The organism is Argonema antarcticum A004/B2, assembly GCF_023333585.1.
Lineage (GTDB): Bacteria > Cyanobacteriota > Cyanobacteriia > Cyanobacteriales > Aerosakkonemataceae > Argonema > Argonema antarcticum.
In genome coordinates, this window is the sequence record NZ_JAIQZN010000039.1 from 40,411 (window position 1) to 66,484 (window position 26,074).

Genomic DNA, 26,074 nt, shown 5'->3' on the forward strand with positions numbered 1-26,074 from the left:
CTGTAGGGTCTGACCCAGCAACAGATGAGTTATTATACTATCTAAGCGCATTCACCATCAATAGGTTACCAAAAAGCCGAGAGAGAAGCCCCTGACTTCAGACACGGGGATGTAGGCGTTTGCGATTTTAGTCGCCTAACTCCTTGTTTTTTGTCTTATAATCCTTGTCATTAACTCACGCCAGACGGTTTTTTAGAAGGAGCCGCAGATCCCCGTGGAGAAGGTTCGCCAAGCGGTTTTTAAGCTACCTCTGTTTCTGGATTTGCATTCAGGAATAAAGGTTGCTGCACTTCGCTGCTGGGTACTAATTTCCAACCTGCTTTGGATAATTTCTGGTAAGTTGCCCAACCCTTAGAACCATCTGGTTCGCGGTAGTCTGGCGCGGCATATTGACGAAAAGCTGTATAAGGTCGCCACCCTTCGTTGGATGCTAATTGTAAATGCAATATTTTTTGCCCGTTTGTACCAAAGGCAGGTAACCAGCACATCTGTCCAGCCATAAATAAACTCCTTTGCGTAATTAAGGGAGGTGAAGCTGCAAGCAGGCTGTGTGAGGATGTGCTTTTTAGCTTCTGTTTTCAGCTAACCTACCCTATGTTGACTCATTTGTCAATATCATCGCAAAAATTTATGAGTACCTACGTCATCCTTGCAGAGTAGTTTTGCTTTACTAGAAGCCATTAAATATCAACCTTAAGAAAGAATTAATATTTATGGACGCTTTTAGCGGCTGATTTTGTAGTGGATATAACAAATGTCTGAGGTTGTAGTGGAATACCACAACCCAGCTTTTAATTAGAACAAACAAATAATTTATTTGTTACATTCGCTACTACTTTGCTGCTAATTCATCTCTTCTGCTTCTGAATTTTTAACCTTTAATTTATAATTGCGCTGACTGCGGGTTAGCGATAGCGGCACGGATGACATTTGCTTGTTTGACGTACTCACCATCACTCAGTACTGGTGTGGCATCCGCGATCGAGACTGGTTCGACCAAATCGATCCAAGATTTGCAGCCGCCGTATTCTGGTAGATAGGGAATGAATTGGGGTTGAGAGAGTTGATAAGTCCGCAGCAATAAAATATACACAGGCTGACGGTGTTTCCATTTGAGACGATCGCTCACAAATTGCTCGTTCCAAATGTGGTAAGGTAGCAGTGCTTTGACGCTGGGCTCGTAACTCACCATAAAAATATCAGTTATTTTCGCCCAAGCACCGATTCGTACAGTTTCTGGGTGCCAACCGGATTCTACTGGGCTGACTTTGCCAGCATATTCTGGTTTGAGCAAATCCGGTTGTTGATGTTCAAAAGTCGGATAAAGTAAAATCTCGTCCTGGGCAACTTTGAACTGGTTCCCCTCCTCGCGAATACCGCCCTTACGAAGCAGCACAATGGTTTTGCCTTCCGACAAGGCATCGACAGCAACTGCCCATTCCTTGAGTGCGTGAGTAGTCGATCGCATAGCTTTTCACCTGAGTTCTTCTTCCAGGCTAGCGGTTACAACACCAGTCAGCAGGTTGGATTCACCGATAGTTATCCCGATTAAGGAAGAGTTTGTATCCGACATACGCTACCCCGCCTGCGATCGCCAAACCCAAAATTATCGAAACGAAACTCACAGCTGTGCCAAAAACCCAAACGCCAACCAGTCCCGTAGCGACAAATACTGTAGCCTTCGCCACTTTCTTTAGTTTTGCGTAAGAAAGCTTGAAGTGGTTGGGCTCAGGTTTCGCGGATCTAGGTATATGCTGTATAGAGATTTCTGCCTCTAGTTCTTTGAGCCGCTGCTCTATGGGGTCATTATTTTGAGGACTCATTAGTAGTCACCGAGTTGAAGACTATGACTTTGTTATACAGTCTATCCTCCGCAAGACAAGGATTTGTGAATGTAAGCAGAAATTTACACCGTCGCTTTTAGTACATAAGACAGATGTTGCATCCACCGCCGCTTGCTGCAAGTCAAGATAGTTAAGAAGGCACAATAAACTCGGTATCAGACATGGAAATGCGACGCTTGGGCACTTCAGAGGTGTATATCTCGCCCATCATTATGGGCACTTGGCAAGCTGGGAAAGCGATGTGGGTGGGGATTGAGGATTCGGAAACTATCAAAGCTATACGGGCAGCTTTTGAGGCAGGTATTACAACGATCGACACTGCGGAAGTATACGGTCAAGGCCATTCTGAGCAGATTGTCGCACAAGCTTTATCAGATGTGCGCTCTAGCGTGGTTTACGCCACCAAAGTTTTCGCCAATCATCTTAAGTATGACCAAGCGATCGAGGCGTGCGATCGGTCCCTGAAAAACCTCAAAACCGACTACATCGACCTCTACCAAATTCATTGGCCTTCCGGCGCTTTCAAAAGTGAAGTTGTACCGATCGAAGAAACGATAAGGGCGATGAACGATTTGAAACAGCAAGGAAAAATTCGGGCAATTGGCGTTTCCAATTTTGACCGCGCCCAGATAGCAGAAGCCAGCCAGTACGGACGCATCGATAGCCTACAGCCGCCTTACTCTTTATTCTGGCGTCAGGTAGAAAAAGATGCGATGCCCTACTGCATCGAAAACAATATTTCCATCATTGCTTATTCCTCTTTAGCGCAAGGATTATTGACGGGAAAATTCAGATCCAGTCACAAGTTTGAGGCAGCAGATAACCGCGCTAAGAACAAGCTGTTTATGGGTGAGAATTATGAGCGGGCGCAGTCAGCTTTAAGCAAACTGGAGCCCTTCGCCGAACAACATCAATGCACTCTTGCCCAGCTGGCGCTAGCTTGGTTAATTGCCCAACCACAAACGAATGCGATCGTCGGTGCGCGTAATGCCCAACAATCAGTACAAAATGCCAAAGCATCTGATGTCAAACTATCTCCTGATGAACTAGCGGAAATAGACGCCATTGGCCGCACTGTCACCGATTATTTGGATGACAGTCCAATTATGTGGGATTGGTAATTAGAATAAAGTTTGGTATGTTGTTGCGCTTTAGCGCTCTTTAAGATAGCGCTAAAGCGCAACAACATACCTAAATATAGAGTCTGGAAATAATATCAGATCGTGTCCTTACACATCGGTTACCTAAAAAATTCCTGTGATTATTCTTATCTGTGTTCATCTGCGTTCATCTGTCTTCATCTGTGGTAAAAATTTAACCAACGATGAAAACAGACAATTTGACGATATAGCAACCGCCAGGGCGATTAAGGCAACTCCAACTGTTACCTTTAGTCCATAATCCCTGGTCGTAAGCTTTTTCCTCTTCCCTAGCCCCTAGTCCCTAGCTATATCACTTATTAATATATAACTAAATCCGTAATTAAAGGCAGATGATCCGAACCAACATTCCCGCCAGTCCGAATCTTCAAAACCTTAATTTCTGGACTTACCAAACAATGATCTATCGGAATGGATAATAGCGGCATATAATAAGTTGGCCAAGACGGTAGGACGCCAAAGCCATATCGCGCATTCCGCAAGCCTGTCTGATGTACAAAATGCTTGTAATACGGCGACCACATCGTTATATTGAAATCGCCGATCGCCAAAACAGGAGTTTTTATTTTTGCTATATAATCTCCCAGTTCTGCTAGTTCTTTATTTCGTAAATTAAAACTAGATTTTTTGGTGGGAATGCTAGTATGAATAGTTAAAACCGAGAGGATTTTATCTTTAAGTTTTATCTGTGCAAATATAGTTTTTTTGCCTTCACCCAAATATTGAATTGATGATTTTTGCAGCGGTATTTTACTATAAATAGCTGTTCCGAATCGCGAGTCATCTCGGTGAACAACAGAATAGGGAAGAATCTCTTGTAAAACTGTTAATTCTTTTTCCCAATACTCGCTGACCTCTATAAAAACTGCTAGTTCAGGGTCTTCTCGCTTTACTAAGGATATTACCTGAGAATACTGTTTGTTTCTATATAAAACATTGGACTGCAAAACTCGCAATTGTTGTGCGGCTGTTGGAGTGGCGATCGCAGTTTGAGGCAGATACCACGGCACCACTTCAACCAAGTTAATTAAAATGCAAAAAAGACTAACAATACACCAAGCTTTTTGGCGAGTAATCAAAAAGAAAAAGAAGGTACAGAATCCAATAACCAAATATTGCAGTTTAAAGCTGGAGGTGAGGTCTAGAATATAGTGTAATTCTCCCAGATACCCAGTTAGAGAAAAGAAACAAGTTAAAACCGTTGCGAGAATAAACGTCGGGCCGATCGCACGAGACGCTCCTTTAGCTATCATTGGCAATATAACCTTTTAGTTATTGATTTTGATTACTTTTCAATTCAGTCTCTTGGTCAGAATTAACATCAAGCGACATGGGATTGACTTCAATCTGCTTTTCTGCTACCAACTTAGTCGTTTGTTTATTCTCCTTACTGTTGTCTAATTCAGTTTCTCGGTCAGAATTAACCTCAAGCGACATGGGATTGACTTCAATCTGCTTTTCTGGTAGAGATTGAGTCGTTTCTTCATGTTCCAAATGGCTTGACAATTCCGTATATTCGGATGAAGTAACATCAAGCGACATGGGATTGACTTCAATCTGCTGTTCTGGTAGCTGAGTCGTTTGTTGATATTCGGAATTGCTTGACAATTCAGTCTCTTGGGAAAAAGCAACCTCAAGCAAAATCGGATTGATTTCAATCTGCTGTTCTGTTAGCAACTGAGCCGTTTGTTGATATTCGGAATTGTCAAGCAATTCAGTTTCGCGGTCAGAAGTAACCTCAAGAGACATGGGGGTGACTTCAATCTGCTCTTCTGGTAGCAACTGAGTAGTTCGATCGCCTACAGGAACCACCGTCTCTACCTTCGGCTGCTTTTGCTGTCTACTATCGAAGAGTTGGAAGACTCCGGCGACTAATGATTCTGTCACATTAGTGAGAACAGCATCAACTTTTTTCTGCGCTGATTCGATTCCACTAGGGTTAACAGTTTCTTGCTCTAGGGTATAGTCATAAGTAGTTGCTTGAGATTGGCCTGATAAATTCTTCACCTCAGAGTGTATCTCCGTCTGGGAATCGTCTTCACTAACTTGTTGCGATCGCACACCTTGCTCCGGTACAGCAGTCTGCGACTGCACCTTAAACAGATGAGAGACGCATTCCACCAGTCGCTGAAGTTTCGATCGCCAAAAGTCACCCGGATTGGCGATTGGAGCGTTTAATTTTGTGTGAACCGAATCAATTTCGCTAGTATTTCGCGAACTTTGGATCGCTTCGTGTAGAAATTGGAGTTCTTTTCTAAGCTGTTGAATTTCATCTTCCAGATAACTGGGATCGAAGCGATCGCCAATTGCAGAAATTTGTGGTTTAACTTCAGACCCTATCTGGGTTAACTCTTCTGCTTCACTAGATTGCAACCCCTGGGAAGCCATAGAACTAGCCATTGCAAGGTTCTGTTCTTCTAGCTGAGTTAGGTTAGAACGAGTAATTTGTTCTACCTGGGTGAGCGATCCCTTTAATTCTTCAATCTGTCGCTCTAAATAACTGGGGTCAAAGCGTGGAGTTGGTGGAGGTGATGGAGGAAGTGCAGAAAGATGATATTGAAATTGAGATGTAATTTGCCTAACTTCTTCTAGGCGCTGGTTAAAAGTCTCAGCTACTAAAGAGACATTTGTTTGGACTTGCTGAATCTGTTGTTCCAGGTAACTGGGATCGAACGGTGCAGGTGGTGGAGCAAATGCAGACAACTGCTGTTGAACTTCCGCTGCGATTTGTCTAATCTCTTCTATACGAATAAGATCTTCCCGATCGTTAAACGCCGCTGTTAAAGAGGAAACATTTCCTTGCAGTTGCTGGATTTGTTGCTCTAAGTAATTGGGGTTAAACGACGGTGGAACTTGAGCTATTTGCTTTAATTGGTCGATCGGCAAAGCGAAGTTTTCGCCGCTAGCTGAGGAAATAAGACTGGTTATGGTGAGTTCTAAGGTATCAAACCGCTGTCCCATCTGGGAGAGTTCTTCCTGGATGGGAGTGAGATTAACGGGTTTGGGCGAAAGAGACAGAGTTTGAACAGAACCTTTTAAAGCTTGCATTTCCTCTGATATTTCCCGATCTACTTGTCTGACGCGAGTTCCCATCTCCGACAAGACAGCAGTCATATTCTGCTGGAAAGTCTGCTCGAATCGGCGTCGGTTGATCAGGCTCAGGGAAAGAGCTAAAGTCAGGGGAGCCGCCGCATAGATCAGCTGCTGGGAAAAAACTGCAACTACCGTCCCTGCAACAGAACCGGCTACGGAAACGTACTCTGTTACCTCTAAGCCATTGCGTTCCGTGGTGTCTGTCATCTTTCTTCCCCCTTGGAGACCCCCGCCAAGCTGGGTACAGCTATGGCGGGGGTTGGAATTGGGGGGCGAGGTTTAGTTTGCATAAAGATTATTAAGACGTAGATGTGAAAAAACCGTTTCGCCTCAGAAGTGGGAACTTCCTGACATACCTGCTGGCATCACAGGATAGAGGCTACCGATACTGTGACCCGCCTCGGTGGGGCGTTTGATTGGGGATTACTCCCCCTCCCATTTCTGGGGTGATGTTCGCCTCGACAATGTTAGTAGTCGGTACTATCCAAGTAGCACTAGCTTAACCCTTTAAACCTGTTTAACCACTTGGTTCTAGAGCTACAGACTGGCGTCGCATCCGTAGGTAGGAACTCGAACTCTTGCCACTAACGTAGGTATTGTATACCTGAGTCTGGTCAACTAGGACTATCTTTCAAGCCCCCGTTATAGTCGGTACTCCGAAACACACGGTGGGTTGTTGACGGGGTACACCTTCTATATATGCCTATCAAGCAAAACTTATCACAAAAATAAGGGTGAGTGGGAGAGGGAAACGAAAAGGCTGCGGTCAAAAATAGTTGGTGATGGAGAGGAAAAGGGGGACAGGGAGGACAAGGGAGACAAAGGGGACAAGGGGGACTCTTTCTCCCAACTAACTACTTAGACTTTATTTCAGCCTGTTTTTCAATCAGGTGAACTCCAAACACTTCAGCAAAAGAGGCTGCTACTTGCTGACGCACTTGGTTGATATCGATTTCGGGAATAAATTCTGCTAAACTGCCTACCGGCTTGTCTGAAATCCCACAAGGAACAATTTGCTTAAAACCTTCCAAATCTGGACAAACGTTTAAAGCAAAGCCGTGCATGGTAATCCAACGGCTGACTTTAATGCCTAGAGCAGCTACTTTGCGTCCTTGCAGCCAGACGCCTGTAAAACCGGCCAGCCGTTCCCCTTTCAATCCGTAATCAGCCAGCACGCGGATTAACACCTCTTCCAGCTGTCGCAGATACCAGTGCAAGTCTTGCTGGTAATATCGTAAATTCAGAATCGGGTAGCCGACAACTTGACCGGGACAATGGTAAGTCACTTCACCACCCCGCTCGATCCGGTGTACCTCCCAGCTTGTTTGCTCCAAAGCAAACTTGAGAAATTCTAGACTAGCTCCCTGTCCCAGAGTATACACGGGTGGATGTTCCAACAATATGAGGATGTCCTCTAGGCTGGGGTTGTCCCGCCGTTGGGCCATTAGTTCTCGCTGCCATTCCCAAGCCGTTGAATACTCCACTATGCCTTGGTTGTACAGCCAACAGACCCGATCGGGCGGCTCATTATTACAAACAGACCGTTTGGTACTTGAAATCACCACAAAAATCAAGAGTAATTTACGTTAAATTTCGTTAGAATCCAGGAACAGAAATCAAGAAATGTCAACAGATGCAAAAGATTTTGAAGACAAGCCAAATGGCTATGTACTTCAGAATACAAAGTGCTACTGTTTTATATATAACCTCAATGCGAATAGGAGGAAGCCCACAAGGTTGAGGCGGCTCTAGCCTACCGTCCCTCTGGAAATCATAGTTGGTGGAATCGCCCAAAGAAACTGCCAATCCGGGTGTGGCTTAGGCTCAAGTCAATCTATTTTGGATTTGGGATTGACTTATCGAAGATATCAGCGTTTGGGAACCAACCGACGCAGAAAATGCGATCGTGGAAAGCAGCAATTTCTGCTAAACTTTCCTCTCAGAGCAAAAGTAGACGCAGGCCAAAAATATGCCTGCATTATGATGGACTATTCAGCGGGAGAATTGAATATGAACGTTGTGATTCATGGCAAAAATATTGAAATCACCGATGCAATTCGCGAGTACGTACATCAAAAAATAGAAAAGGCGGCAAGCCACTTTCTAAACGTAACCAATGAGATTGATGTGCATTTATCAGTAGCCCGCAATCCGAGGGTAAACTCTAAGCAGACTGCTGAAGTAACTATTTACGCCAACGGCGCAGTAATTCGTGCTGAAGAAGGAAGTGAAAGTTTATACGCGAGCATAGACCTAGTAGCTGATAAAATTGCCCGCAAACTGCGGAAGTACAAAGAAAAACGTCTTGATAAAAAGACTCAAGCTCAGCCTAAAACTAGCGAGTTAGTAGAAGAAACGCCAGTAGCAGTGGATTTGATTGGCGATCGCACTCCCGAACTTCCAGGCGAAGTAGTGCGTACCAAGTATTTTGCCATGCCGCCGATGACCATTGATGAAGCCCTAGAACAGCTACAGCTAGTAGACCACGACTTTTATATGTTCTGCAATGCTGAAACCGGCGAAATCAACGTCATGTACGAACGTAACCACGGCGGCTACGGGGTGATTCAGCCGCGTCAGGGGAATGGGCATAGCGATCGCAAAAATGGTAAAACAGCCCACAGCAGTAATCCTGCACCCGAAAAGTCAAACGTACATAAAACTTAAGACCAGGCCCAGAAGCTGTTATAGCTAGGGACTAGGGACTAGGGGCTAGGGGCGAGCGTTGAGGGAAGAGGTTACGACCTAAGGGATTATGGACTTCATGTAACAGTTGAAGTTGGCTTAATCGCCCTGGCGGTTGCTATAGCTGCGATCTCAGGCTACCAGTAGCGGCACAGTCGAACCCCACCCCCTTGGCCCTTGCCCCTTGGCCCTTGCCCAACCCCCCTCTCCGTTGACGGAGAGGGGGAGGGGGGGTGAGGTTTGTCCCGTCGCTCAAAATACCGCTTCCAGTGCTTGAACGTTTTATGTGTTGTAAATGTAAGCTTGTCTCAAGCGCCGCACCATCTCTCTACGCACTTCATTGCTGACCCGATAGCCTCGCTCCCAATGTTCTAACCGGATATTGTCAACATAGAACTTGACCGTAAATTGCATACCGGAACCTTGGATGTCCATCAGCCGAATTTTTGGCTCTTTCCAAAGGGTTTTGGATTCTTTGAAGTTTTCGTGCAACCACGCTACAAAGTTGATCGCATAATCATCCAGCCTAGTTTCGTCTCCTCCAGGGTTAGCCATTCTCTGATAAAGTTTGTTCATTTTGCCCTTAAGGATGTCAATCTTTTGCTCCCATTCTTCCGGTAAGATATTGAAGTCTTCAACTACCAAATCGGGGTCTTTTAACCAGGCGTCATACCAGGCTCTAATATATCCGATGAGGGTAGTTTTCAAAGCTGGCTCTACTTCTTCTTCCAGTCTGTAACGCACCCGTTTGCCCTTGCGTTCTGTTACTACCTGCAAGCCAACTAAGTCCAAAACGTCTATGTATTCTTTTAGAACAATTTTGAGTTCATCTTTATCCAATCCTCCTTTTTCCAGACTCTTGATTTTGTTAACCAAATCCTCAACTTCATCTTCAATTTTTTTCAGTTGCTTGTTCACCTCTATTTCCGCTAATACCCGGAGGCGTCCTGCTTCCCTCTTGGAAAGCTTACCTGGTTCGGCATGATCCCATCCATAGAAGTGGTCTAAATATTGTAGTTTTTCCTCCAGATCGCCCAATGTATCTGGATGTCCGAGAACAATTTCTCTCAATATTTTTGTTGCTGTCACCGGGTCGGCATCCACTCTGACTGCGATATTAGCTGAATAAGCAAAGTGCGGAGTGGGACGACTGAAGTTAATTATATCTTTACCTCCCAAGGCAGAATTTGGCGTATACATCTCGCAATGGGTATCGATCATATATAACTTGGTCACCCGGATGCCGATGTTTTTGATGACCGCCATTGACCCGTTCATTTCGATTACATCTCCGAATTGAAAGGGTGTATCGATCAACAAAACCAAACCGCCAAAAAAGTCGCTTAAAATCTCCTTCACCGACAAGCCAAGTACAACGGTAATACTACCTAACGCTAACCCGATTCCCGTTAAATCAACCCCAAATGTTTGCAAGAAAAGAGAAAACCCAATCAGGTAAGCTAACACTGGGATAGTGCGTCCTAGTATTGGGATCAATATGTCGTCCCAGACAGCCTCGCTTTTTCTAGCGTATGCTTTCAAGTAGTAGACAACTACTTCAGTAAATAGCCGCGCAATCAAGTGGGTCACAGTCAGAACCAGAAAGGCACTGAAGGCTTTCTGAATCACATCAATGACGGGACTTGGGCCTAACTGTCGAAAGGAGAATTTTAGACTGACAAGTATGAAAATAATTAGAACTGGGATACGCGAGACAGTCAGGCTAACTAGGGCTGCATCGCTTTCCATCTGGCGAAACAAGGCTCGCAGTAGATAGAAGAGTACTATGTACAGTACGAAAGCGACAATTGCCTCGATAATCAAGGCTGCCACGAAAGGGCCAAATTTCTCTGGAAAGGATAAGGAAGCTGCTAGTACAGTTGGAAAGTCCAAGATAGCAATCATAGGTGCCTGCCTTAAATATTTAGCTGTTACTCTCGTTTAATACGATACGCTCTAGGGACGCACCAAAGCAAACTATAGTTTGGCCTACTCCAATATTAAGCGTTGTGTAAGTTCATTTATAACATTCCAGTCACCTGTATGGGGGACGGTAGATTTGATATCAAATCCGGTTGCTGGGTGACTATAGCAAAAGTCAAAAGTCAAAAGTCAAAAGTCAAAAGTGAAATGCTTGCTGTGAATTGGTTCTGGCGTTTTAGGATGCCCTAACCGCCCTGGCGGTTGCTATAAGTTAAAGGTTAAAAAGGTTTATTAGCCGTTTTCAGACCCAAACTACAGGATTTTGGTCATCTTCGGCTGCATCTACCAAACCCATTTCTCCATTAAGTCGCTGAGGGATAATTGTTTTTTATGAACAGAAACAAGCTTCAAATTTGGTTCGCGTTCTGTAGCTTGAGAGCCCTCTTTGTCAATGTCATCTGATTGAAACAGGGTAATCTCCTATTCTAAACAAACTGGCTGTAAACAGCTTACCTATTTGTATTAAGAGCGTGTCTATGATTCTTTCCATCTTTTTGAGTTACTGTTATTCAAATTTTTGGATCTAGTTTATCATTTGACAGAGTATAGCAAATTACGACCAGACTAATAAGTTGGGTTGAGGAAGGAAACCCAACCTACAACTCACGACTCAAGATTCGCCATCGAGCGCTTGCAGGGGAAGTTCTACGGTAATAGTTGTTCCCAGTCCCAGGCCCGGACTTGCGGCGCGGACAGTTCCGCCGTGTAGTTCTACCAAGTAGCGAACTAGGGCTAGGCCCAGTCCAAGTCCGCCGTGCAACCTTGCGATCGTATTATGGGCTTGGCGGTAGCGATCGAATACATAAGGCAAAAACTCACGTTCAATCCCTATGCCGTTATCGCTAATCTGGATCTGGGCATAAGAGGTTTGGGAAATTTGAGATTGCACAGAGTCGGCTGGGTTTTGATTTTCGATCGGCAATTTTTCCAGTTTGACCTCAATCCGTCCCCCGGTTGGGGTGAACTTGATGGCGTTGGAAAGCAGATTCCAGAATACCTGCTTCAAGCGATCTGAATCGCCCAATGTGGCTATTTCAGAGTTAAGCGCCAATTCAAGTTGAATTTGCTTAGCGTCAGCAGACAGACGCACAATATCGATCGCTTCTGATAGGATCAACGCGAGGTTAACTGTGCAGACATTCAGGTAGATTTTACCAGTAGTTATGCGCGAAATGTCTAAGATATCCTCAATCAGCTTATTTTGCGCCTGTGCGCTGCGCTGAATTACCTCAAGGCCCTTAGCGATCTTGGTCTCGTCTAAATGTTTGGTAAGCAGCAGCTTAGACCAACCCAGGATGGCGCTGAGAGGGTTCCGCAGCTCGTGAGAAAGGATCGAGAGGAACTCATCCTTAGCGCGGTTCGCCGCTTCAGCCACCTCGCGGGCTGAGTGTTCGCAAATTAGTAGCTGATGGCGCTCCTCCTCAATTCGCCTGCGATCGGTAATATCCTCAATTGCAAGTAGGATCGTCTCTATAGAGCCGCTTTTCAGAGGGATTTTGCAGGCATTAAGCAGCATCGTCTTGTCGCCAATGTTTAAAAAATTATGGCTAACTTCAAAGTCATTAAGGGTGGTGTTGTTTGAGATTACCTCTGATAGAAGATAGCGCAGTCTGAGAATATCCCACTGACGGTTACCCAAATCGAAGAGTAAATTCTGCTCTGTCTCTTCTGGCGTTACTTGAAAAGTTTCATAGAAAGAGGGATTCGCCGTCTTCACGCGCAATTCTGCATCGAGGACGACTAGAGGCGATCGCACTGTCTCCACAATCGATCGAGCATAATCGCGAGCTTCCTTAAGCAGATCGGCGCTTCGTTTGAGGGCGTCAATATCCACCAACGCCATTACTGTACCCTCAATCCGATTATCTGCGGTCTTATAAGGCCGTATTCGCAGGTCATACCAATGGCCCGATCGGTCTTGCACCTCAAGTTCAACTATGGTGGCGGTTTTGATGACATTAGATATTAACTTCTGCAAATTGGGGACGTTGATATGGGTACGAATATCGCCGATCGATCTGCCGATGTCCGTAGGCAATATATTTAGCACCGTTTTCGCTTTCGGAGTGAAAAGTCGAATGCACAGATCGTTTCCCAGCATGACGATGGGGATGCTAACACTATCGAGCAGATTATTCAGATCGTTGTTGACCTGATTCAATTCCAGATTCCGATGTTGCAGTTCTTCGTTAATCGTGTTCAGTTCTTCATTCGTCGCCTGAATCTCTTCTTTGGCAGTTTCCAGTTCCTCATTCGTGCTTTGGAATTCCTCATTGCTCGACAAGACTTCCTCACTGGAGGCTTTGAGTTCTTCGTTGACGACCTCCTGTTCTTCGATAATGGATTGCAGATACTCCCTCGTGCTAGCAAGCTCTTGCCGAAGTTGGAGAATCTCGCGCTCTTGGTCTGCCAAAACGGTTTCCTGCTTTGGCTGAAGAGTCCTTTTCGCCTTGGACTGAGGAATATCTGGTAGAGTAACATCCTCAAACAAAACCAAGAAGTAGCCTTCAGAGGAGGCTAGAGGTTTAAAAGGAATCACCTCAATATTGACCGTCCTGAATTCCTTGTTACATTTGATTTGCAAGCCTTCTTTTCTAATCGCGATATTCTGCTCTTTCGCCTTATGAATCGCTGTACGCAGATCTAACAAAAAGCCCGATCGTACCATTCTCAGGAGGTTGAGGCTGGCCGATCCTGGAGCGGGTTCTAGATAAAGACTAACCTCTCCCCGAAATTGCCGAATTTCCAGATCGTTATCGATCACCACACCGACTGGGGCGTATCTATTCAAGACGATTCGATCGGCCTCTTTTTGCAGATCCGATCCCTTCGAGATGTCCTCGTTTATCCTCTTGGTAGTGTTTGATTTCTGTAGTGGATAGTTGCTGGTAGTAAACTCAAAATTCAGCCGAGGGACTGCTAGTTTTCTGGAATAAATATTGTACTTTTTGTCCACCACGGCAAACAGATCGGAGAATCCGCCCGTTCCCTCCGATGCTCCCAGCATCAGAAAGCCTGTGGATTTGAGCGCATAATGGAACAGCGGTATGACCTTCTTCTGTAAAACTGCGCCCATATAAATCAGCATATTCCGGCAACTGATCAGATCCAGCTTGGAGAAAGGCGGGTCTTGGCTGACGTTTTGCTTGGCAAAGACGCACATATCGCGAATCCTCTTGCTAAGCTGGTAGCCGTTCTCTATCTTGACAAAAAAGCGTTTTTTACGTTCCTCTGAGACATGAAGCAAAAGCTTGTCTGGGTATATGCCTGCACGGGCTTTCTCGATCGCTTTTTCATTAATATCCGTGGCAAAAATCTGGATTTGAGGTAGGGTAGGCAGATCCTCCAAAAATTCCAGCAAGCATATAGCCATAGAGTAAGCTTCCTCACCTGTGGAACACCCAGGTATCCAGATCCTGATGGATGCTTCTGGTGGTCTATCCATCATCAGCTTGGGAAAGACTTTTTTCTTTAACGCTTCATAAGATTCGGGGTCGCGGAAAAAAGTGGTGAAAGGGATCAGGATGTCTTGGTACAAAGCCGCCACTTCGGGCGGTGTTTTCTGGAGATATGCGACGTAATCCTCCAGCTTTTGAAAGTGGTTTAGAATCAAGCGGCGCATGATCCGTCGCTTGATAGTGGCGTGCTTGTAACGAGTAAAATCAGCCCCGGTGCTGGTTCGCAGCAACGTGAAAATCTGCTCTAGAAGGTTCGGATCTGACAAAGGTAACTCATCCGTTGATAAAGATGAGGTCTCGGCGACATAGGGATGGTGACCGATCTTCGCCAGCTCGTGGGCGATTTCTTGAGGAGGCAAGATAAAATCTACATGACCGCTGGCAACAGCAGTGTTTGGCATACTATCGTATCTCGCTGTTTCTTCACACTGGGCAAAGGTGATGCCGCCCTCGGCTTTGATTGCCTCCACCCCCAGAGTGCCGTCTCCGTCCATTCCCGACAGAATTACTGCGATCGCTTTATTCCCCCGTTCTTTTGCCAGGGATTGCAGGAAAGCATCGATCGGCATATACTTTCCTTCAATCTTCTCGCGGGGCATGAGTTTCAAAATACCCCTGATAATAATCATTTTTTTATTAGGGGGAATGATGTAGACGCAGTTTGGTTCTACTGCCATACCATCCTCGATCTGCCTAACCGGCATCTCAGTCGATTGGGAAAGGATCTCGCTCAACAAGCTTTTATGATTGGGGTCTAAGTGTTGGATCAGCACAAAAGCCATGCCAGTATCGATCTCTAGAGATCCAAGTAACTGGGTAAATGCTTCCAGTCCACCAGCAGACGCTCCGATACAGACAATAGGATACGATCGGTCCAAGGACCGATCGCGATCGAGTTCTGCTGTAGCAGGCGGCGGGGATTCAGATTGATTGGAAGAGTCACTGGTATTCATAATTTGGATTCTTTTGCCTTATATAAGCAAAATTGGCGACAGAAATGGAATTTTTAAGCCTCAAATTTATATTCGTTTTTTTCAAAAGCTACTTTTAGCGGCTGAGTGTCCTATTTGTCTCATTTTATACTGCACAAACGAATGGTCAACTTGACATGATTCCCGCCCGAACCAACATCCTATTAAATCCTACAATACCTTCGCCAAAATTCCACCCCGTTGGGGAGGAATTTTGGCGACGGTATTGTAGGATTGGAAATTGTAGGTTGGGCTTTTGTGAAGCGAAACCCAACCTACAAATTAGTCCATTTTTCGGTTTGGCGAAGGTATTGTTTAAGAAACCTGGTTACCGATATTTGAAATTAAGACATAATTGGGTTAAGGTCTAAGACAAAACCAGGTAAAACATCTTCACCGGAAAGAGTTGCAGGATTTTCGAGTATTTCCACATCTTGATTTGGGCGATAAATTTCTACTCGCCTATTTTTTCGGTCAATTAACCAACCCAATCTCGTACCATTGTCAATGTATTCTTGCATTTTTTCCCGCAATTCTTTTAGGGTATCAGTAAGAGAGCGTAACTCGACTACAAAATCAGGACAGATGGGAGCAAATTTCTGTTGTTCTTCTGGGGTTAAAGCGTCCCAACGCTCTTGCTTAATCCACGATACATCAGGGGAACGTTCCGCACCGTTGGGCAGTGTGAAGCCGCTTGACGAGTCGAAACCTTGGCCTAGTTTAGTTTGTTTGTTCCAGATTCCTAGCTCAACCGCGAGATCGAAGTTACGGTTGCCAGTAACACTGCCCGTAGGTGGCATAATTAGTAATACTCCTTTGGCTGTGCGCTCAAATCTTAAATCGCGGTTGTTTTGACAGATCTGAAAATACTGCTCGTCAGTTAAATCGATTTTCAATTTGAGGGTAGGTGGTAAGGCGATTGTAGGGACGTTCATAACCTTATCCAAATATCTGTTGTTATACACTTTTAGGATATCAGGTTATCATTTTAAAGATTGAGCAACTTCTCTCAGTTTTTCAATATATATTTTTTTTAATGACTGCAACTGCCAACCCGAATATGTCCGATCGTCACAACCACGAGCCAGCAAATTACAGCCGCGCCTTTGCGATCGCTATTGCCCTCAACAGCGGGTTTGTCATCTGCGAAGCTGTTTTTGGCATCCTGAGTCACTCCCTGGCGCTTCTAGCCGATGCAGGCCATAATCTGAGTGATGTTCTGGGACTGCTGCTGGCTTGGGGAGCCTCTATGCTAGCCCGTCGCCCCACCACGCCGCGTTACACTTACGGGCTGCGTCGTTCTTCGATTTTGGCCGCTCTTTTCAATGCTATATTCTTACTTCTCGCTGTAGGTGCGATCGCGTGGGAAGCGATCCAACGCTTCGTGGAGCCTAGCCCGGTGCTTGGTGGTATGGTGATCGGAGTGGCATCTGTGGGAATTGTCATTAACACAGCCACTGCCTTACTGTTTATGTCAGGCCGCAAGGGAGATTTGAACATTCGCGCCGCCTTCTGGCACATGGCTAGCGATGCTCTAGTATCTCTCGGTGTTGTATTAGCTGGTATCGCCATTATTTTAACTGACTGGCTTTGGTTCGACCCAGTTGTGAGCTTGATTATCGTTGCAGTTATTGTTGTGGGAACTTGGGAATTATTCAAAGACTCCCTGAACTTGGCGTTAGATGCAGTACCAGAGGGTATCGAACCCCTGGCTGTGCAAACTTACTTGTCTGAACTCCTTGGCGTGGCTCAAGTCCACGACTTGCATATCTGGGGAATGAGTACAACTGAGATCGCACTCACCGCACATTTGGTGATCCCGGAAGGACATCCCGGCGATGCTTTTTTAGCTAAGGTAACCCACGATCTTCACGATCGCTTCGGCATCGAACACGCTACCCTTCAAGTAGAAACAGGTAGTTCTGGAAACCTCTGCTCTCAAATATCCTGTTCCAATCGATGAGATAAGAGTTCAGAACTACTGCTGAGTGACTTCGTTGAGTGCTTCATGGATAACTTCATCACTCACACCATGACGCTTCAAACTTGCAATAAGTGCAGATACCGGATCGCCTTCTAGACGCTCAAGATCGGAGCGAAGTCCTTGTCCAATATAGGCACGCGCCAATGGCTGATAACCAGAAAACCCAAGCAATGGTGCTACTCGCTTCAAATCTTCGATCGTATCTTCGGGAATGCGAATGGTGATAGTTGCCATTGGACGATTTCTATCTAGCCGCTTTTTCAATGCCTCAACTTTCATAATATTCACGCTCCTTGCGTGTCGCTTCACGAGCCGAAACGATCCGAATCATGCTATAACGCGATCGAAGTTTTATTTTCGCTCAAAAGTTGCAATCAAAGGATTAGCGTTATTTAAAATATTTTCAAGTGCCTCCGATGCTTCTGGTTTGTGTCGAACGCGATCGTCAATAAACAAACCAACAACTTGGCCCAGCAGAGAACGAATTTTATCTTCCGACTGCGTAGCTGGTAAGTCAAGCAGCGATGCGCTAATGGTGGTGTCTAGCGGATAAGTTATAGAAAAGTGGTTGGCACCTTCCAGCAACATCAGATAGGTGTCATTTCGCCCGCCTGCGATCGCCTCATTGAAAGTACGCACAATTGATGTAGTAGCATTCCCGTTACTCAGTCCATATATCCCACTCATAGCGGCTATCACCCCATCCCTTGTGCCACCCATCATCAGCATTGGTAACGACGAAGGTAGAGGCAAAATCGTCCCCGGTGCAAACCCCAGCATAGTAGGTGCGGCGCTGTGGGCACCATAGGAAAAAGCCGCCACAACTTGCGGATAAAATTGCGGATTTGCATTTTCTAAAGCAATTCTGCCACCACCGGAATGTCCGCCCAAAACTATTTGTTGCAAGTTTAGCATTCCAGCTAGAATTCCTTCTGCTTGGAGGCGATCGAGTTCCGCTAACAGTGTTGGCAAAGCTAATGCAGTCGAACCAGTACCGTAAGTGGTGGGTGTACACATTGCCATATTAACGCCGGGGGTAATACCAATTGCTTTTGGCAGGTATTCGGCAATCCAAGCAAAGGTAATTACCACCATTCCGCGAGTTGCAAGCTGAACTGCCAACCATTGGTATAGTGAGGGTTCGCAGTTAAACCCGCTAAAGAAAATAACTACTGGAAATGGTGCTTGTTCCGAGTCTGGCGGTAGAGTCCCTTGATAGGATTCGATGTTTTCACCTGGCATCCGAGCGGGATATAGCACTTTTAAATAAAGTGTGTCGTAGGGTGCAGTGGCGTTCTCTATTTTAACGGATCGAAAAAAAGCGCGAACTGTCATGGAATTTTAGATTTTCGAGTTTAATTGTCAGGTGTTTTCCGGTATTTTTAACACACCCTTCCTTAATTTTATCAACGAATCAATTGTTTTATTTCTCTCCACAGCAGCAATGCCCCACTATCGGAATGGCGTTGCGTGAAGATTCCGTAACTGGGGCTAAATAACAACGCCAGTACAAACAAGCTTGATGCTACTAATACGATCGCAGGGCCAGAAGGCAAATTAAAAAAGTAACTCAAGTACATCCCGCTGATACTGGAAATAATCCCAATTGCAGCACCAAGCATCATGACTTGATGCAATCTTTTGACTAACAAATATGCCGTTGCTCCTGGTGTGATTAGCAGGGATAAAACTAGAATGACTCCCACAGCTTTCATGCTGGCAACTATCGTTAATGCTATTAGCAGCATCAAGCCAAAATTGAGCAAGTTTACTGGCAATCCGACTGCTTGAGCGCCCAAAGGGTCGAAGGTATAAAACAGCAATTCTTTATACAATAAACCGACAACTAATAGCACTATGGCGGCAATGAAAGCGGTATTCCAAACTTCGTCGCTGGTGACGCCCAAGATATTGCCGAATAAGAAGTGATTGAGGTCGATTTTGTTGCTTTTTTGGATGAGAGTAATTAAGGTAATGCCGAGGGCAAAAAAGGCAGAGAAAACTATTCCCATTGCGGCATCTTCTTTGATAGGCGATCGCGTCCTAATCCAAGCGATCGCCATCGTACTCAAAACCCCAGCAATAAACGCGCCGACAAAAATATTGGCCCCCAGCATAAACGCGATCGCCAATCCCGGCAAAACCGAGTGGCTGATCGCATCTCCCAGCAAAGCTAACCGCTGCACCATTAAATAACTGCCGACGACAGCGCACAATAAACCGACTAAAATGGCAACGATGAGCGATCGCTGCATGAAACCGTATTGCAATGGCTCAATTAACGCTTCTAACATATTATTAAAGGAGGAATAGGCGATCACCCGTAAGCACCATTGGGCAAAAATCCCAATAATTGTTTTAACCTAGAACTTGCACCTTCGTAACAATGACTCGGCATTTGGTAATTCATAAATGGATAATACTTATGTCCGACTAACCTTTTAGCATAAGTCACCTGTGTAATGTATCTAGTCACCTGCGAATCATTTCTCGAACCTCTATGCCACACTTGATTATTGAAACACACGACAGAACCCTTCGCGCCTAAACAGCTATAAATTTTATCTTCATATCCCGAAATCTCACCATCACAAAGTTTCCCAAACAAATGGGAACCAGGTATAACTTGCGTAGGCCCATTCTCCACCCGCAGAACATCAGTCAAGTAATAATTGGCGGTAAATGCCAGCACGTTTAGCCGCACATTCGTTAAAGGTTTACCGTCAAGAGATAGGATATGTGGCGTATCATCTTGATGCCATTTATTGCCAGCAAGTCCATCTGTTTCTGGAGAAACTTTAAAAGAATTATTGTGAATTACATGGATCGCATTCGCATTGGGGATGCCATCAGAGATCGAGTATCCCTCTCCATTAGCGCCTCCGATTAAATGTTCGGCAAATGTTACGACTGGCTCTAATTCAAAAAGATTTAAATTAGGTTGGGAATGCTCGAACATTCGCTTCATTATCTGGCGAGAGTTACCAGCTTTTTTCTGACCGACCTCCTCGATCAGAGCTTCATCTAAATCATTTCTCAGTAACTCGCATTGTGCTGGTGTTAAGACATTGTGAATAACCAGAAAACCATTAGCATGAAAGAATGCAATCCATTCATCCAATTGTTCTGCTGTTGGCACATTACCAGCTAAATACTCAGCCATTATGTCCTCCGCAACTAAGCAGCTTCGCCAGCAAAAAATCCTACATGACCGCCATAAGCACGATATAGATTTTCCTGAGTTAGTACCTGTTGGCGAGAACCAGCAGCAATTAATTCTGTATTCAGCAAAATCAAGTCATCAAAATGAGTAATAGATTCGCCCAAATCGTGGTTGACGACGATAACAGTTTTGTCGGCGCGAGCAAGTTCGTGGAAAATATTAAAAATTATAGACTGAGTTTTTTGGTCAATGCCAGAAAACGGCTCATCAAAACAGAAAATATCTGCCTCTTGAGCTAAAGCTCTAGCTAAAAATACCCGCTGCTGTTGTCCTCCCGAAAGTTGTCCGATCGGACGATCGCAATATCCACTCATCCCCACCCGTTCTAGCGCATCTTGGGCAATTCGCCGACTTACACCTGAAAAACGACGAAACCAGCCACTTTTCCTGACTCTACCCATCATCACTACATCCCAGACAGTCGCAGGGTAAGTCCAGTCGATTTGCGTCCGCTGCGGCACATAAGCAATGCGATCGCGTTGATCCATCAAAGGTTTAGCGTCGTACATCACCGTCCCGCCACTAACGGGAATCAACCCCAGCATCGCTTTGAGCATGGTACTCTTTCCAGCACCGTTTGGGCCAATAATCCCAGTGACCCGTCCGCTGTTCGCAACGCAGCTAACATCCCGCAACGCCTCTACCGTGCGGTACTGAACGCTCAGTTTGGTGATTGTTATTGTTGGGTGTAGGGCAGACCTCTCGCCTGCTACATCTCTAAGATCGCATACCATCTGACTCCAATGCCTGTCCCCTGACCAAGTAACCGTGTTCATACTGCCCTCCTAAATACTGCTATCTCTGAGCATAGTGTAAAAATGAAACAATTATGAAAACATCTATAAAAGGAAGCAATACTAAAGATAGACAAAAGTGATTACTCACAGAAGCAGCAGACATCAATGGTTGGCAGCGGCCAGTATCTTACTCACACTCTGGCTAAGTGGATGTACGCAAACAACCCGCAACACAAGCGCAGACAGCAAGCCGAGTGTAGTCGCAACCAGCACCATCATTGCCGACTTGACAGAAGAAGTAGGGGGAAACGAAATACAGCTCAAGGGAATTCTGCAACCAGGGGCCGATCCCCACGTTTACGAACCAGTACCCGCAGACAGTGTGGCTTTGGAAAAAGCTAACCTGATTCTGTACAATGGCTACAACCTGGAGCCGGGATTGATTAAGCTGATGAACGCCAGTGGCATGAAAGCGCGTAAGCTAGCCGTGGGGGAAGCGGTAAAATCTTTGCAGCTAGACAAAGGCAAAGGGGAAGTAGTGCCAGATCCCCACGTTTGGGGTGATGCGGATAATGTGATTGAGATGGTGAATGCGATTCGCGATGGGTTGATTGAGCTATCACCCGAAGACAAACAGAAATTTACCCAGAATGCGGCACAACTCACCAGTGAATTAAAACAATTGGATACATGGATAACGCAGCAGATTGCTACGATCCCAGCTGACAAGCGCAGATTGGTGACGACGCACGATGCCTTTCAATATTATGCCCGCGCTTATGGGATGGCAGTTGTCGGTACTTTGATCGGGATCAGTACGGAGGAACAACCCAGTGCCCAAACAGTGCGGCGACTGGTAGAGTCGGTTAAGGCGGCGGGTGTCCCAGCCATTTTTGCAGAAACAACAATTAATCCCGCTTTGATTAAGACTGTAGCCCAGGAAGCTGGGGTTAAATTAGCGCCTAAGCAACTTTATTCTGATTCAATCGGTGCTGTCGGTAGTGACGGGGATTCGTATATCAAGATGATGGTTGCCAATACGCGATCGATCGTGGAAGCTTTAGGAGGAAAGTACACCCCTTTTCAACCAACCGATCAACCCAAAACCACTTCTTGACGCTGAAGTTGGTAAAGTTTTGTAAACGAAGAGTAGCAGGAGTCAAGTTATGTGCGTGCAGTGTGTAGTTTATTCGACCTTAATGCTTTTCATGCCAGCGCCGCAACCAGCTAATGTGGCGGCAGTTAACGTTCCAGAGGCTGTGTACAGCCAAGTTAACGCAGGGACGGTGGCTAGAGATACCCAAAGTGCGATCGCTCAAATGCTCAAAGAACTCCCGAATTCTCACGATATGAGCTTGCTGCGAGAAGAACTAAACTCGCTGTACGCACGACTGGCTACAATCAAAGATGACGCCGAAGCGCAAAACCTCATCAATAATAGTATAAGTTCTCTCTCCGAACGCCTCAAAGCTCAACCTAATTATGACCGAGTAGCCCAGGCATTGACAGCAATGCTAGTAATAGATGACGATAGTTCATTAACTAAAGCTTTAGGCTTGAAGTTATTCCATAACCCAAATAAAAGCGGCATTTCTCTTCAAAACTCAGGTAAAAAAGGAGGTTGGTTGCGCTAGATAAGCTAACACGCATCTAATTCGGATATTTCTAATCCGGCAATCAAACCTTCAATTCCTCTCCCACTCCCCCACTCCCCCACTCTCCCACTCCCGCTAAACATCCAAATTAAATGCGTAGCAGCTTAGGAAATTTCTGGCTACCAACCTAAAAGGGGACAGTTTCGCCCCCCTAACCCCCCAACTTTGGGGGGAAATCTTCCGACCCTATCCCTTACTCCGTAACCCTTTTCTCTCTTCCCTTTTCCCTCTTCCCTAGCCCCTAGCCCCTAGCTATAGTGGCTGCGGGATAGCTTTAAAGCATTGAATGAACAGCAAAAAACGACCTATAGGTGTAGATTTATTCGCCGGTGCCGGTGGTATGACCCTTGGCTTTGAACAAGCTGGGTTTGATGTGCTAGCTGCTGTGGAATTAGACCCAATTCATTGTGCCACGCACGAATTCAACTTTCCATTTTGGTCTATCTTGTGCCGGGATATCACAAACATTACTGGCGCAGAAATTAGAGAGAGTTCTGGAATTGGCAATCGCGATATCGACGTTGTGTTTGGCGGTTCACCTTGCCAAGGATTTTCGTTAATAGGAAAACGCGGTTTAGACGACCCGCGCAATGCTCTTGTATTTCACTTTCATCGGTTAGTTATCGAACTAAACCCTAAGTTTTTTGTGTTTGAGAATGTGCCAGGACTTACGCTAGGTAAGCATAAGGTATTCCTCTTAGAAATTATCGATTACTTTAGAGCAAACGGATATCAAGTAGAAGAAAATTACAAAGTTCTCAACTCTGCCAATTACGGAGTACCGCAAAATCGCTCCCGATTATTTCTTCTGGGATGTCGTAAAGATTTATATTTGCCCAAATATCCCGAACCGATTACAGCTATTAATAAGCGAACAGGCAAAAATAATGTAAATTTTTACTCTTGTTTGCCACCTGTTCCAACTGTTTGGGATGCTATAGGAGACTTGCCAAAGGTAGAAATATATTCCGATTTGTTGAAGAGAGACTGGGTTATTGCTAAGTATAGTAAGCCCAGCGATTATGCTTTTAAACTTCGAGGTATCCATTCTGTAGATAAAGATTATTCTTATGGACGCAAATTTGATTGGAGAATACTAACTTCAAGTTTGCGGACTAACCATTCCCTAGAAGCTATTAACAGATTTAAGGAAACAGAACGGGGGAAAATTGAAAAGATTAGTCACTTTTATAAACTTAATCCCGAAGGAATTTGTAACACCCTAAGAGCTGGAACTGCTAGCAATCTCGGTGCTTTCACATCACCTCGACCGATTCACCCATTCATACCGCGATGTATCACTGTACGAGAAGCAGCGCGATTGCACTCCTATCCTGATTGGTTCAGGTTTCATGTGACAAAATGGCACGGGTTTCGTCAAGTGGGAAATTCAGTTCCACCTTTCTTAGCCAAAGCAATAGCGTCAGAAATTATCTGCGTTTTGGGGGTATCTCCAGTTAAACCTAAGCGAAAAAAACATTTAGGAAATGAAGAATTACTTGGACTAAATATGTTTCATGCGGCTCAACGTTACGGTGTGAGTCCCCACGCGATCGAGCCAAGAAAAAGACTTAAACGCGAGATATAGCTAGGGGCTAGGGGCGAGCGTTGAGGGAAGAGAGAAAATTCAGTTTTTTGAAGTACGATCGCATCAACACCAGCGCATTTTCCTTCCCTGTGGCTGAAATTTCATCTGATTTACTCATTTTTGTGATAAAAGTTAACAATAGGCCACTAGGAGGAACAGCGATGGCGGCGACTCTGCCAGACATTGATATTGCGACCTTCATAGAACACACCCTGCTGAATCCAACGGCTACCCCGGATCTAGTACGACAGTGGTGTGAAGAAGCAGAACGGTTTGACTTTGCAACAGTTTGCGTGTACCCCGCCTACGTGCGATTAGCAGCTGAGCTTCTGTACCGCAAGACACCGAAGGTATGTACGGTGATTGGTTTCCCCTCCGGCGCGACAACTTCAGCAGTGAAACTCTATGAGGCGCAAGAAGCAGTAGAAAATGGTGCCGCAGAATTAGATGTCGTTATCAATCTGGGATGGTTGAAAACTGGTAAAACAAGCGAAGTGCATCGGGAAATTGCCGAAATTTGCTCCGAAACTGGGCAACCCGTCAAAGCTATTTTAGAAACCGCCCTGCTGACAGATGCAGAAAAACAACTAGCAGCTGAAATATGTATGGATGCTGGTGTGCAATTTTTGAAGACAAGCACTGGCTTATACGCTGGTGCAACAGTTGCGGACGTAAAATTGCTAACGGAAGTAACTAAAGGAGCTGTAGGCATAAAGGCGTCGGGAGGCATACTCACCTATTTGCAGGCGATCGAATTAATTATCGCAGGAGCTACCCGCTTAGGCACGTCTCGCGGCCCCGATCTACTACATCAGCGCCATAACCTGAAGAAGGAGCCCAAAGATTAGCCCTAGCCCCTAGCAAGAAAGCCCATTGCCCCTTTCTTTTGACTTTTGACTTTTGACTTTTGACTTTTGAGTTCCCTAGCCCCTAGCCCCCAATAATGAGTCGAATTTACAAAGCAACTGGTATTAATCTCAAGAGTATGCCTCTGGGCGAGTCAGACCGGGTGCTGACAATTTTGACGCCAGAATTTGGCTTGATTCGGGCAGTAGCACCGGGTTCTCGCAAGCACCATTCTAAGCTGGGCGGTAGGAGTGCATTGTTTGTGGTGAACGAGCTGCTGATTGCGAAAGGGCGATCGCTCGATAAAATTACTCAAGCGGAAACTTTAGAATCTTATCCCGGCCTCAGTCAAAATTTGGCAAAACTAGCTGCCAGCCAATACCTGGCTGAAATGGTACTCTACAGTGCCTTGAGCGAACAACCTCAAGAAGAACTGTTTTGCTTGCTAAATACACATTTGGGGCGTTTGGAGCAGTTGCCCAGCACGACTGACAACAAATCGTTTACTGTCGTAGCCCATCTCGCCCATGCCGTCTTTCACATCCTAGCTCTCTCCGGGATTGCTCCCCAGGTGCAGGCTTGTTGCGTCACCCAACAGGTTTTGACACCAGATTTTACGACAGCCGACTGGCGCGTCGGTTTTAGCATCGCAGCTGGTGGAACGGTAAGTTTGCCAGCGTTAGCGCGTTTATCGGCTCCCGGACGGTTGAAGGTGTCGAGATCGCTGTACACTGCACAAGAAGTGCCAGTTGCTGTTAGCCAGGAAAATGGGGTGTGGTCAAAACCCGTTGGTGATGTAGGGGACAAGGGGGACAAGGGGGACAAGGAGGACAAGGGGGACAAGGGG

The 26,074-nt window shown here is 45.5% G+C and carries 22 protein-coding genes; 8 read left to right on the plus strand and 14 right to left on the minus strand.

What is annotated here, in order from left to right; genetic code table 11:
• Positions 1-239: 239 nt before the first annotated feature.
• The 3 genes from LAY57_RS17595 to LAY57_RS17605 form a co-directional block, all read right to left on the minus strand.
• Entirely contained in the window at positions 240-500 is a 261-nt protein-coding gene (locus LAY57_RS17595) for a hypothetical protein (RefSeq protein WP_249068100.1), read from the minus strand.
• A 383-nt stretch (positions 501-883) separates the two neighbouring features.
• The gene (locus LAY57_RS17600; protein ID WP_249068101.1) at positions 884-1,468 is read right to left on the minus strand and encodes a DUF1802 family protein; all 585 of its coding nucleotides are present in this window, start codon (positions 1,466-1,468) and stop codon (positions 884-886) included.
• Positions 1,469-1,529: 61 nt separating this feature from the next.
• Entirely contained in the window at positions 1,530-1,823 is a 294-nt protein-coding gene (locus LAY57_RS17605; protein ID WP_249068102.1) for a hypothetical protein, read from the minus strand.
• Positions 1,824-2,005: 182 nt separating this feature from the next.
• Between LAY57_RS17605 and LAY57_RS17610 the strand changes: the two genes are divergently transcribed.
• On the plus strand, positions 2,006-2,965 hold the full coding sequence (locus LAY57_RS17610) for an aldo/keto reductase (protein ID WP_249068103.1): 960 nt from the start codon (positions 2,006-2,008) through the stop codon (positions 2,963-2,965).
• A 338-nt stretch (positions 2,966-3,303) separates the two neighbouring features.
• Here LAY57_RS17610 and LAY57_RS17615 read toward each other — a convergent pair whose 3' ends face one another.
• The 3 genes from LAY57_RS17615 to lipB all read right to left on the minus strand — a co-directional run bounded on the left by LAY57_RS17615 (position 3,304) and on the right by lipB (position 7,659).
• Complete coding sequence (locus tag LAY57_RS17615; RefSeq protein ID WP_249068104.1) at positions 3,304-4,257, minus strand: endonuclease/exonuclease/phosphatase family protein; 954 nt, start codon at positions 4,255-4,257, stop codon at positions 3,304-3,306.
• 19 nt (positions 4,258-4,276) lie between these two features.
• Complete coding sequence (locus LAY57_RS17620) at positions 4,277-6,304, minus strand: hypothetical protein (protein ID WP_249068105.1); 2,028 nt, start codon at positions 6,302-6,304, stop codon at positions 4,277-4,279.
• A 647-nt stretch (positions 6,305-6,951) separates the two neighbouring features.
• Positions 6,952-7,659, minus strand: a complete 708-nt coding sequence (gene lipB, locus LAY57_RS17625; RefSeq protein ID WP_420839098.1) for a lipoyl(octanoyl) transferase LipB — start codon at positions 7,657-7,659, stop codon at positions 6,952-6,954.
• A 448-nt stretch (positions 7,660-8,107) separates the two neighbouring features.
• Here lipB and hpf point away from each other — a divergent pair, with 448 nt between their 5' ends.
• Complete coding sequence (gene hpf / locus LAY57_RS17630; protein WP_249068121.1) at positions 8,108-8,764, plus strand: ribosome hibernation-promoting factor, HPF/YfiA family; 657 nt, start codon at positions 8,108-8,110, stop codon at positions 8,762-8,764.
• A 300-nt stretch (positions 8,765-9,064) separates the two neighbouring features.
• On the opposite strand, the gene LAY57_RS17635 is transcribed toward hpf, so the two are convergent.
• The 3 genes from LAY57_RS17635 to LAY57_RS17645 all read right to left on the minus strand — a co-directional run bounded on the left by LAY57_RS17635 (position 9,065) and on the right by LAY57_RS17645 (position 16,129).
• Positions 9,065-10,687 carry a mechanosensitive ion channel family protein gene (locus tag LAY57_RS17635; protein ID WP_249068106.1) on the minus strand — a complete coding sequence of 541 codons (1,623 nt, stop codon included), beginning with the start codon at positions 10,685-10,687 and terminating at the stop codon, positions 9,065-9,067.
• A gap of 688 nt (positions 10,688-11,375) precedes the next feature.
• A complete protein-coding gene (locus LAY57_RS17640) occupies positions 11,376-15,176 on the minus strand; it encodes a chemotaxis protein CheB (RefSeq protein ID WP_249068107.1) in 3,801 nt (1,266 codons plus the stop codon).
• Between the two features lie 362 nt (positions 15,177-15,538).
• Complete coding sequence (locus LAY57_RS17645; RefSeq protein ID WP_249068108.1) at positions 15,539-16,129, minus strand: Uma2 family endonuclease; 591 nt, start codon at positions 16,127-16,129, stop codon at positions 15,539-15,541.
• A gap of 101 nt (positions 16,130-16,230) precedes the next feature.
• Here LAY57_RS17645 and LAY57_RS17650 point away from each other — a divergent pair, with 101 nt between their 5' ends.
• Positions 16,231-17,157, plus strand: a complete 927-nt coding sequence (locus LAY57_RS17650; RefSeq protein ID WP_249068109.1) for a cation diffusion facilitator family transporter — start codon at positions 16,231-16,233, stop codon at positions 17,155-17,157.
• Between the two features lie 15 nt (positions 17,158-17,172).
• On the opposite strand, the gene LAY57_RS17655 is transcribed toward LAY57_RS17650, so the two are convergent.
• The 5 genes from LAY57_RS17655 to LAY57_RS17675 form a co-directional block, all read right to left on the minus strand.
• Positions 17,173-17,457, minus strand: coding sequence for a hypothetical protein (locus LAY57_RS17655; RefSeq protein ID WP_249068110.1), 285 nt, complete (start codon positions 17,455-17,457; stop codon positions 17,173-17,175).
• Between the two features lie 72 nt (positions 17,458-17,529).
• Positions 17,530-18,513, minus strand: a complete 984-nt coding sequence (locus LAY57_RS17660; RefSeq protein ID WP_249068111.1) for an alpha/beta hydrolase family protein — start codon at positions 18,511-18,513, stop codon at positions 17,530-17,532.
• 71 nt (positions 18,514-18,584) lie between these two features.
• Positions 18,585-19,472 carry a metal ABC transporter permease gene (locus tag LAY57_RS17665; RefSeq protein WP_249068112.1) on the minus strand — a complete coding sequence of 296 codons (888 nt, stop codon included), beginning with the start codon at positions 19,470-19,472 and terminating at the stop codon, positions 18,585-18,587.
• A 23-nt stretch (positions 19,473-19,495) separates the two neighbouring features.
• Complete coding sequence (locus LAY57_RS17670; protein ID WP_249068113.1) at positions 19,496-20,341, minus strand: phytanoyl-CoA dioxygenase family protein; 846 nt, start codon at positions 20,339-20,341, stop codon at positions 19,496-19,498.
• 14 nt (positions 20,342-20,355) lie between these two features.
• Positions 20,356-21,135: a metal ABC transporter ATP-binding protein gene (locus LAY57_RS17675; RefSeq protein WP_249068122.1), complete on the minus strand. Its 780-nt coding sequence runs from the start codon at positions 21,133-21,135 to the stop codon at positions 20,356-20,358.
• Between the two features lie 139 nt (positions 21,136-21,274).
• On the opposite strand from LAY57_RS17675, the gene LAY57_RS17680 reads away from it, so the two are divergent.
• The 5 genes from LAY57_RS17680 to recO all read left to right on the plus strand — a co-directional run.
• Positions 21,275-22,255 carry a metal ABC transporter substrate-binding protein gene (locus LAY57_RS17680; RefSeq protein ID WP_249068114.1) on the plus strand — a complete coding sequence of 327 codons (981 nt, stop codon included), beginning with the start codon at positions 21,275-21,277 and terminating at the stop codon, positions 22,253-22,255.
• 49 nt (positions 22,256-22,304) lie between these two features.
• Complete coding sequence (locus LAY57_RS17685) at positions 22,305-22,772, plus strand: hypothetical protein (RefSeq protein ID WP_249068115.1); 468 nt, start codon at positions 22,305-22,307, stop codon at positions 22,770-22,772.
• 307 nt (positions 22,773-23,079) lie between these two features.
• Positions 23,080-24,381, plus strand: coding sequence for a DNA cytosine methyltransferase (locus tag LAY57_RS17690; RefSeq protein ID WP_249068116.1), 1,302 nt, complete (start codon positions 23,080-23,082; stop codon positions 24,379-24,381).
• 161 nt (positions 24,382-24,542) lie between these two features.
• Positions 24,543-25,229 carry a deoxyribose-phosphate aldolase gene (gene deoC / locus LAY57_RS17695; RefSeq protein ID WP_249068123.1) on the plus strand — a complete coding sequence of 229 codons (687 nt, stop codon included), beginning with the start codon at positions 24,543-24,545 and terminating at the stop codon, positions 25,227-25,229.
• A gap of 95 nt (positions 25,230-25,324) precedes the next feature.
• The coding region (gene recO / locus LAY57_RS17700; protein WP_249068117.1) for a DNA repair protein RecO at positions 25,325-26,074 on the plus strand (750 nt) is incomplete at its 3' end.

Bases quoted from the DNA above. Each gene is read 5' to 3' on its own strand.
- LAY57_RS17595 (WP_249068100.1), bottom strand. From the start codon at position 500: ATGGCTGGACAGATGTGCTGGTTACCTGCCTTTGGTACAAACGGGCAA.
- LAY57_RS17600 (WP_249068101.1), bottom strand. From the start codon at position 1,468: ATGCGATCGACTACTCACGCACTCAAGGAATGGGCAGTTGCTGTCGAT.
- LAY57_RS17605 (WP_249068102.1), bottom strand. From the start codon at position 1,823: ATGAGTCCTCAAAATAATGACCCCATAGAGCAGCGGCTCAAAGAACTA.
- LAY57_RS17610 (WP_249068103.1), top strand. From the start codon at position 2,006: ATGGAAATGCGACGCTTGGGCACTTCAGAGGTGTATATCTCGCCCATC.
- LAY57_RS17615 (WP_249068104.1), bottom strand. From the start codon at position 4,257: ATGATAGCTAAAGGAGCGTCTCGTGCGATCGGCCCGACGTTTATTCTC.
- LAY57_RS17620 (WP_249068105.1), bottom strand. From the start codon at position 6,304: ATGACAGACACCACGGAACGCAATGGCTTAGAGGTAACAGAGTACGTT.
- hpf (WP_249068121.1), top strand. From the start codon at position 8,108: ATGAACGTTGTGATTCATGGCAAAAATATTGAAATCACCGATGCAATT.
- LAY57_RS17635 (WP_249068106.1), bottom strand. From the start codon at position 10,687: ATGATTGCTATCTTGGACTTTCCAACTGTACTAGCAGCTTCCTTATCC.
- LAY57_RS17640 (WP_249068107.1), bottom strand. From the start codon at position 15,176: ATGAATACCAGTGACTCTTCCAATCAATCTGAATCCCCGCCGCCTGCT.
- LAY57_RS17645 (WP_249068108.1), bottom strand. From the start codon at position 16,129: ATGAACGTCCCTACAATCGCCTTACCACCTACCCTCAAATTGAAAATC.
- LAY57_RS17650 (WP_249068109.1), top strand. From the start codon at position 16,231: ATGACTGCAACTGCCAACCCGAATATGTCCGATCGTCACAACCACGAG.
- LAY57_RS17655 (WP_249068110.1), bottom strand. From the start codon at position 17,457: ATGAAAGTTGAGGCATTGAAAAAGCGGCTAGATAGAAATCGTCCAATG.
- LAY57_RS17660 (WP_249068111.1), bottom strand. From the start codon at position 18,513: ATGACAGTTCGCGCTTTTTTTCGATCCGTTAAAATAGAGAACGCCACT.
- LAY57_RS17665 (WP_249068112.1), bottom strand. From the start codon at position 19,472: ATGTTAGAAGCGTTAATTGAGCCATTGCAATACGGTTTCATGCAGCGA.
- LAY57_RS17670 (WP_249068113.1), bottom strand. From the start codon at position 20,341: ATGGCTGAGTATTTAGCTGGTAATGTGCCAACAGCAGAACAATTGGAT.
- LAY57_RS17675 (WP_249068122.1), bottom strand. From the start codon at position 21,135: ATGGTATGCGATCTTAGAGATGTAGCAGGCGAGAGGTCTGCCCTACAC.
- LAY57_RS17685 (WP_249068115.1), top strand. From the start codon at position 22,305: ATGTGCGTGCAGTGTGTAGTTTATTCGACCTTAATGCTTTTCATGCCA.
- LAY57_RS17690 (WP_249068116.1), top strand. From the start codon at position 23,080: ATGAACAGCAAAAAACGACCTATAGGTGTAGATTTATTCGCCGGTGCC.
- deoC (WP_249068123.1), top strand. From the start codon at position 24,543: ATGGCGGCGACTCTGCCAGACATTGATATTGCGACCTTCATAGAACAC.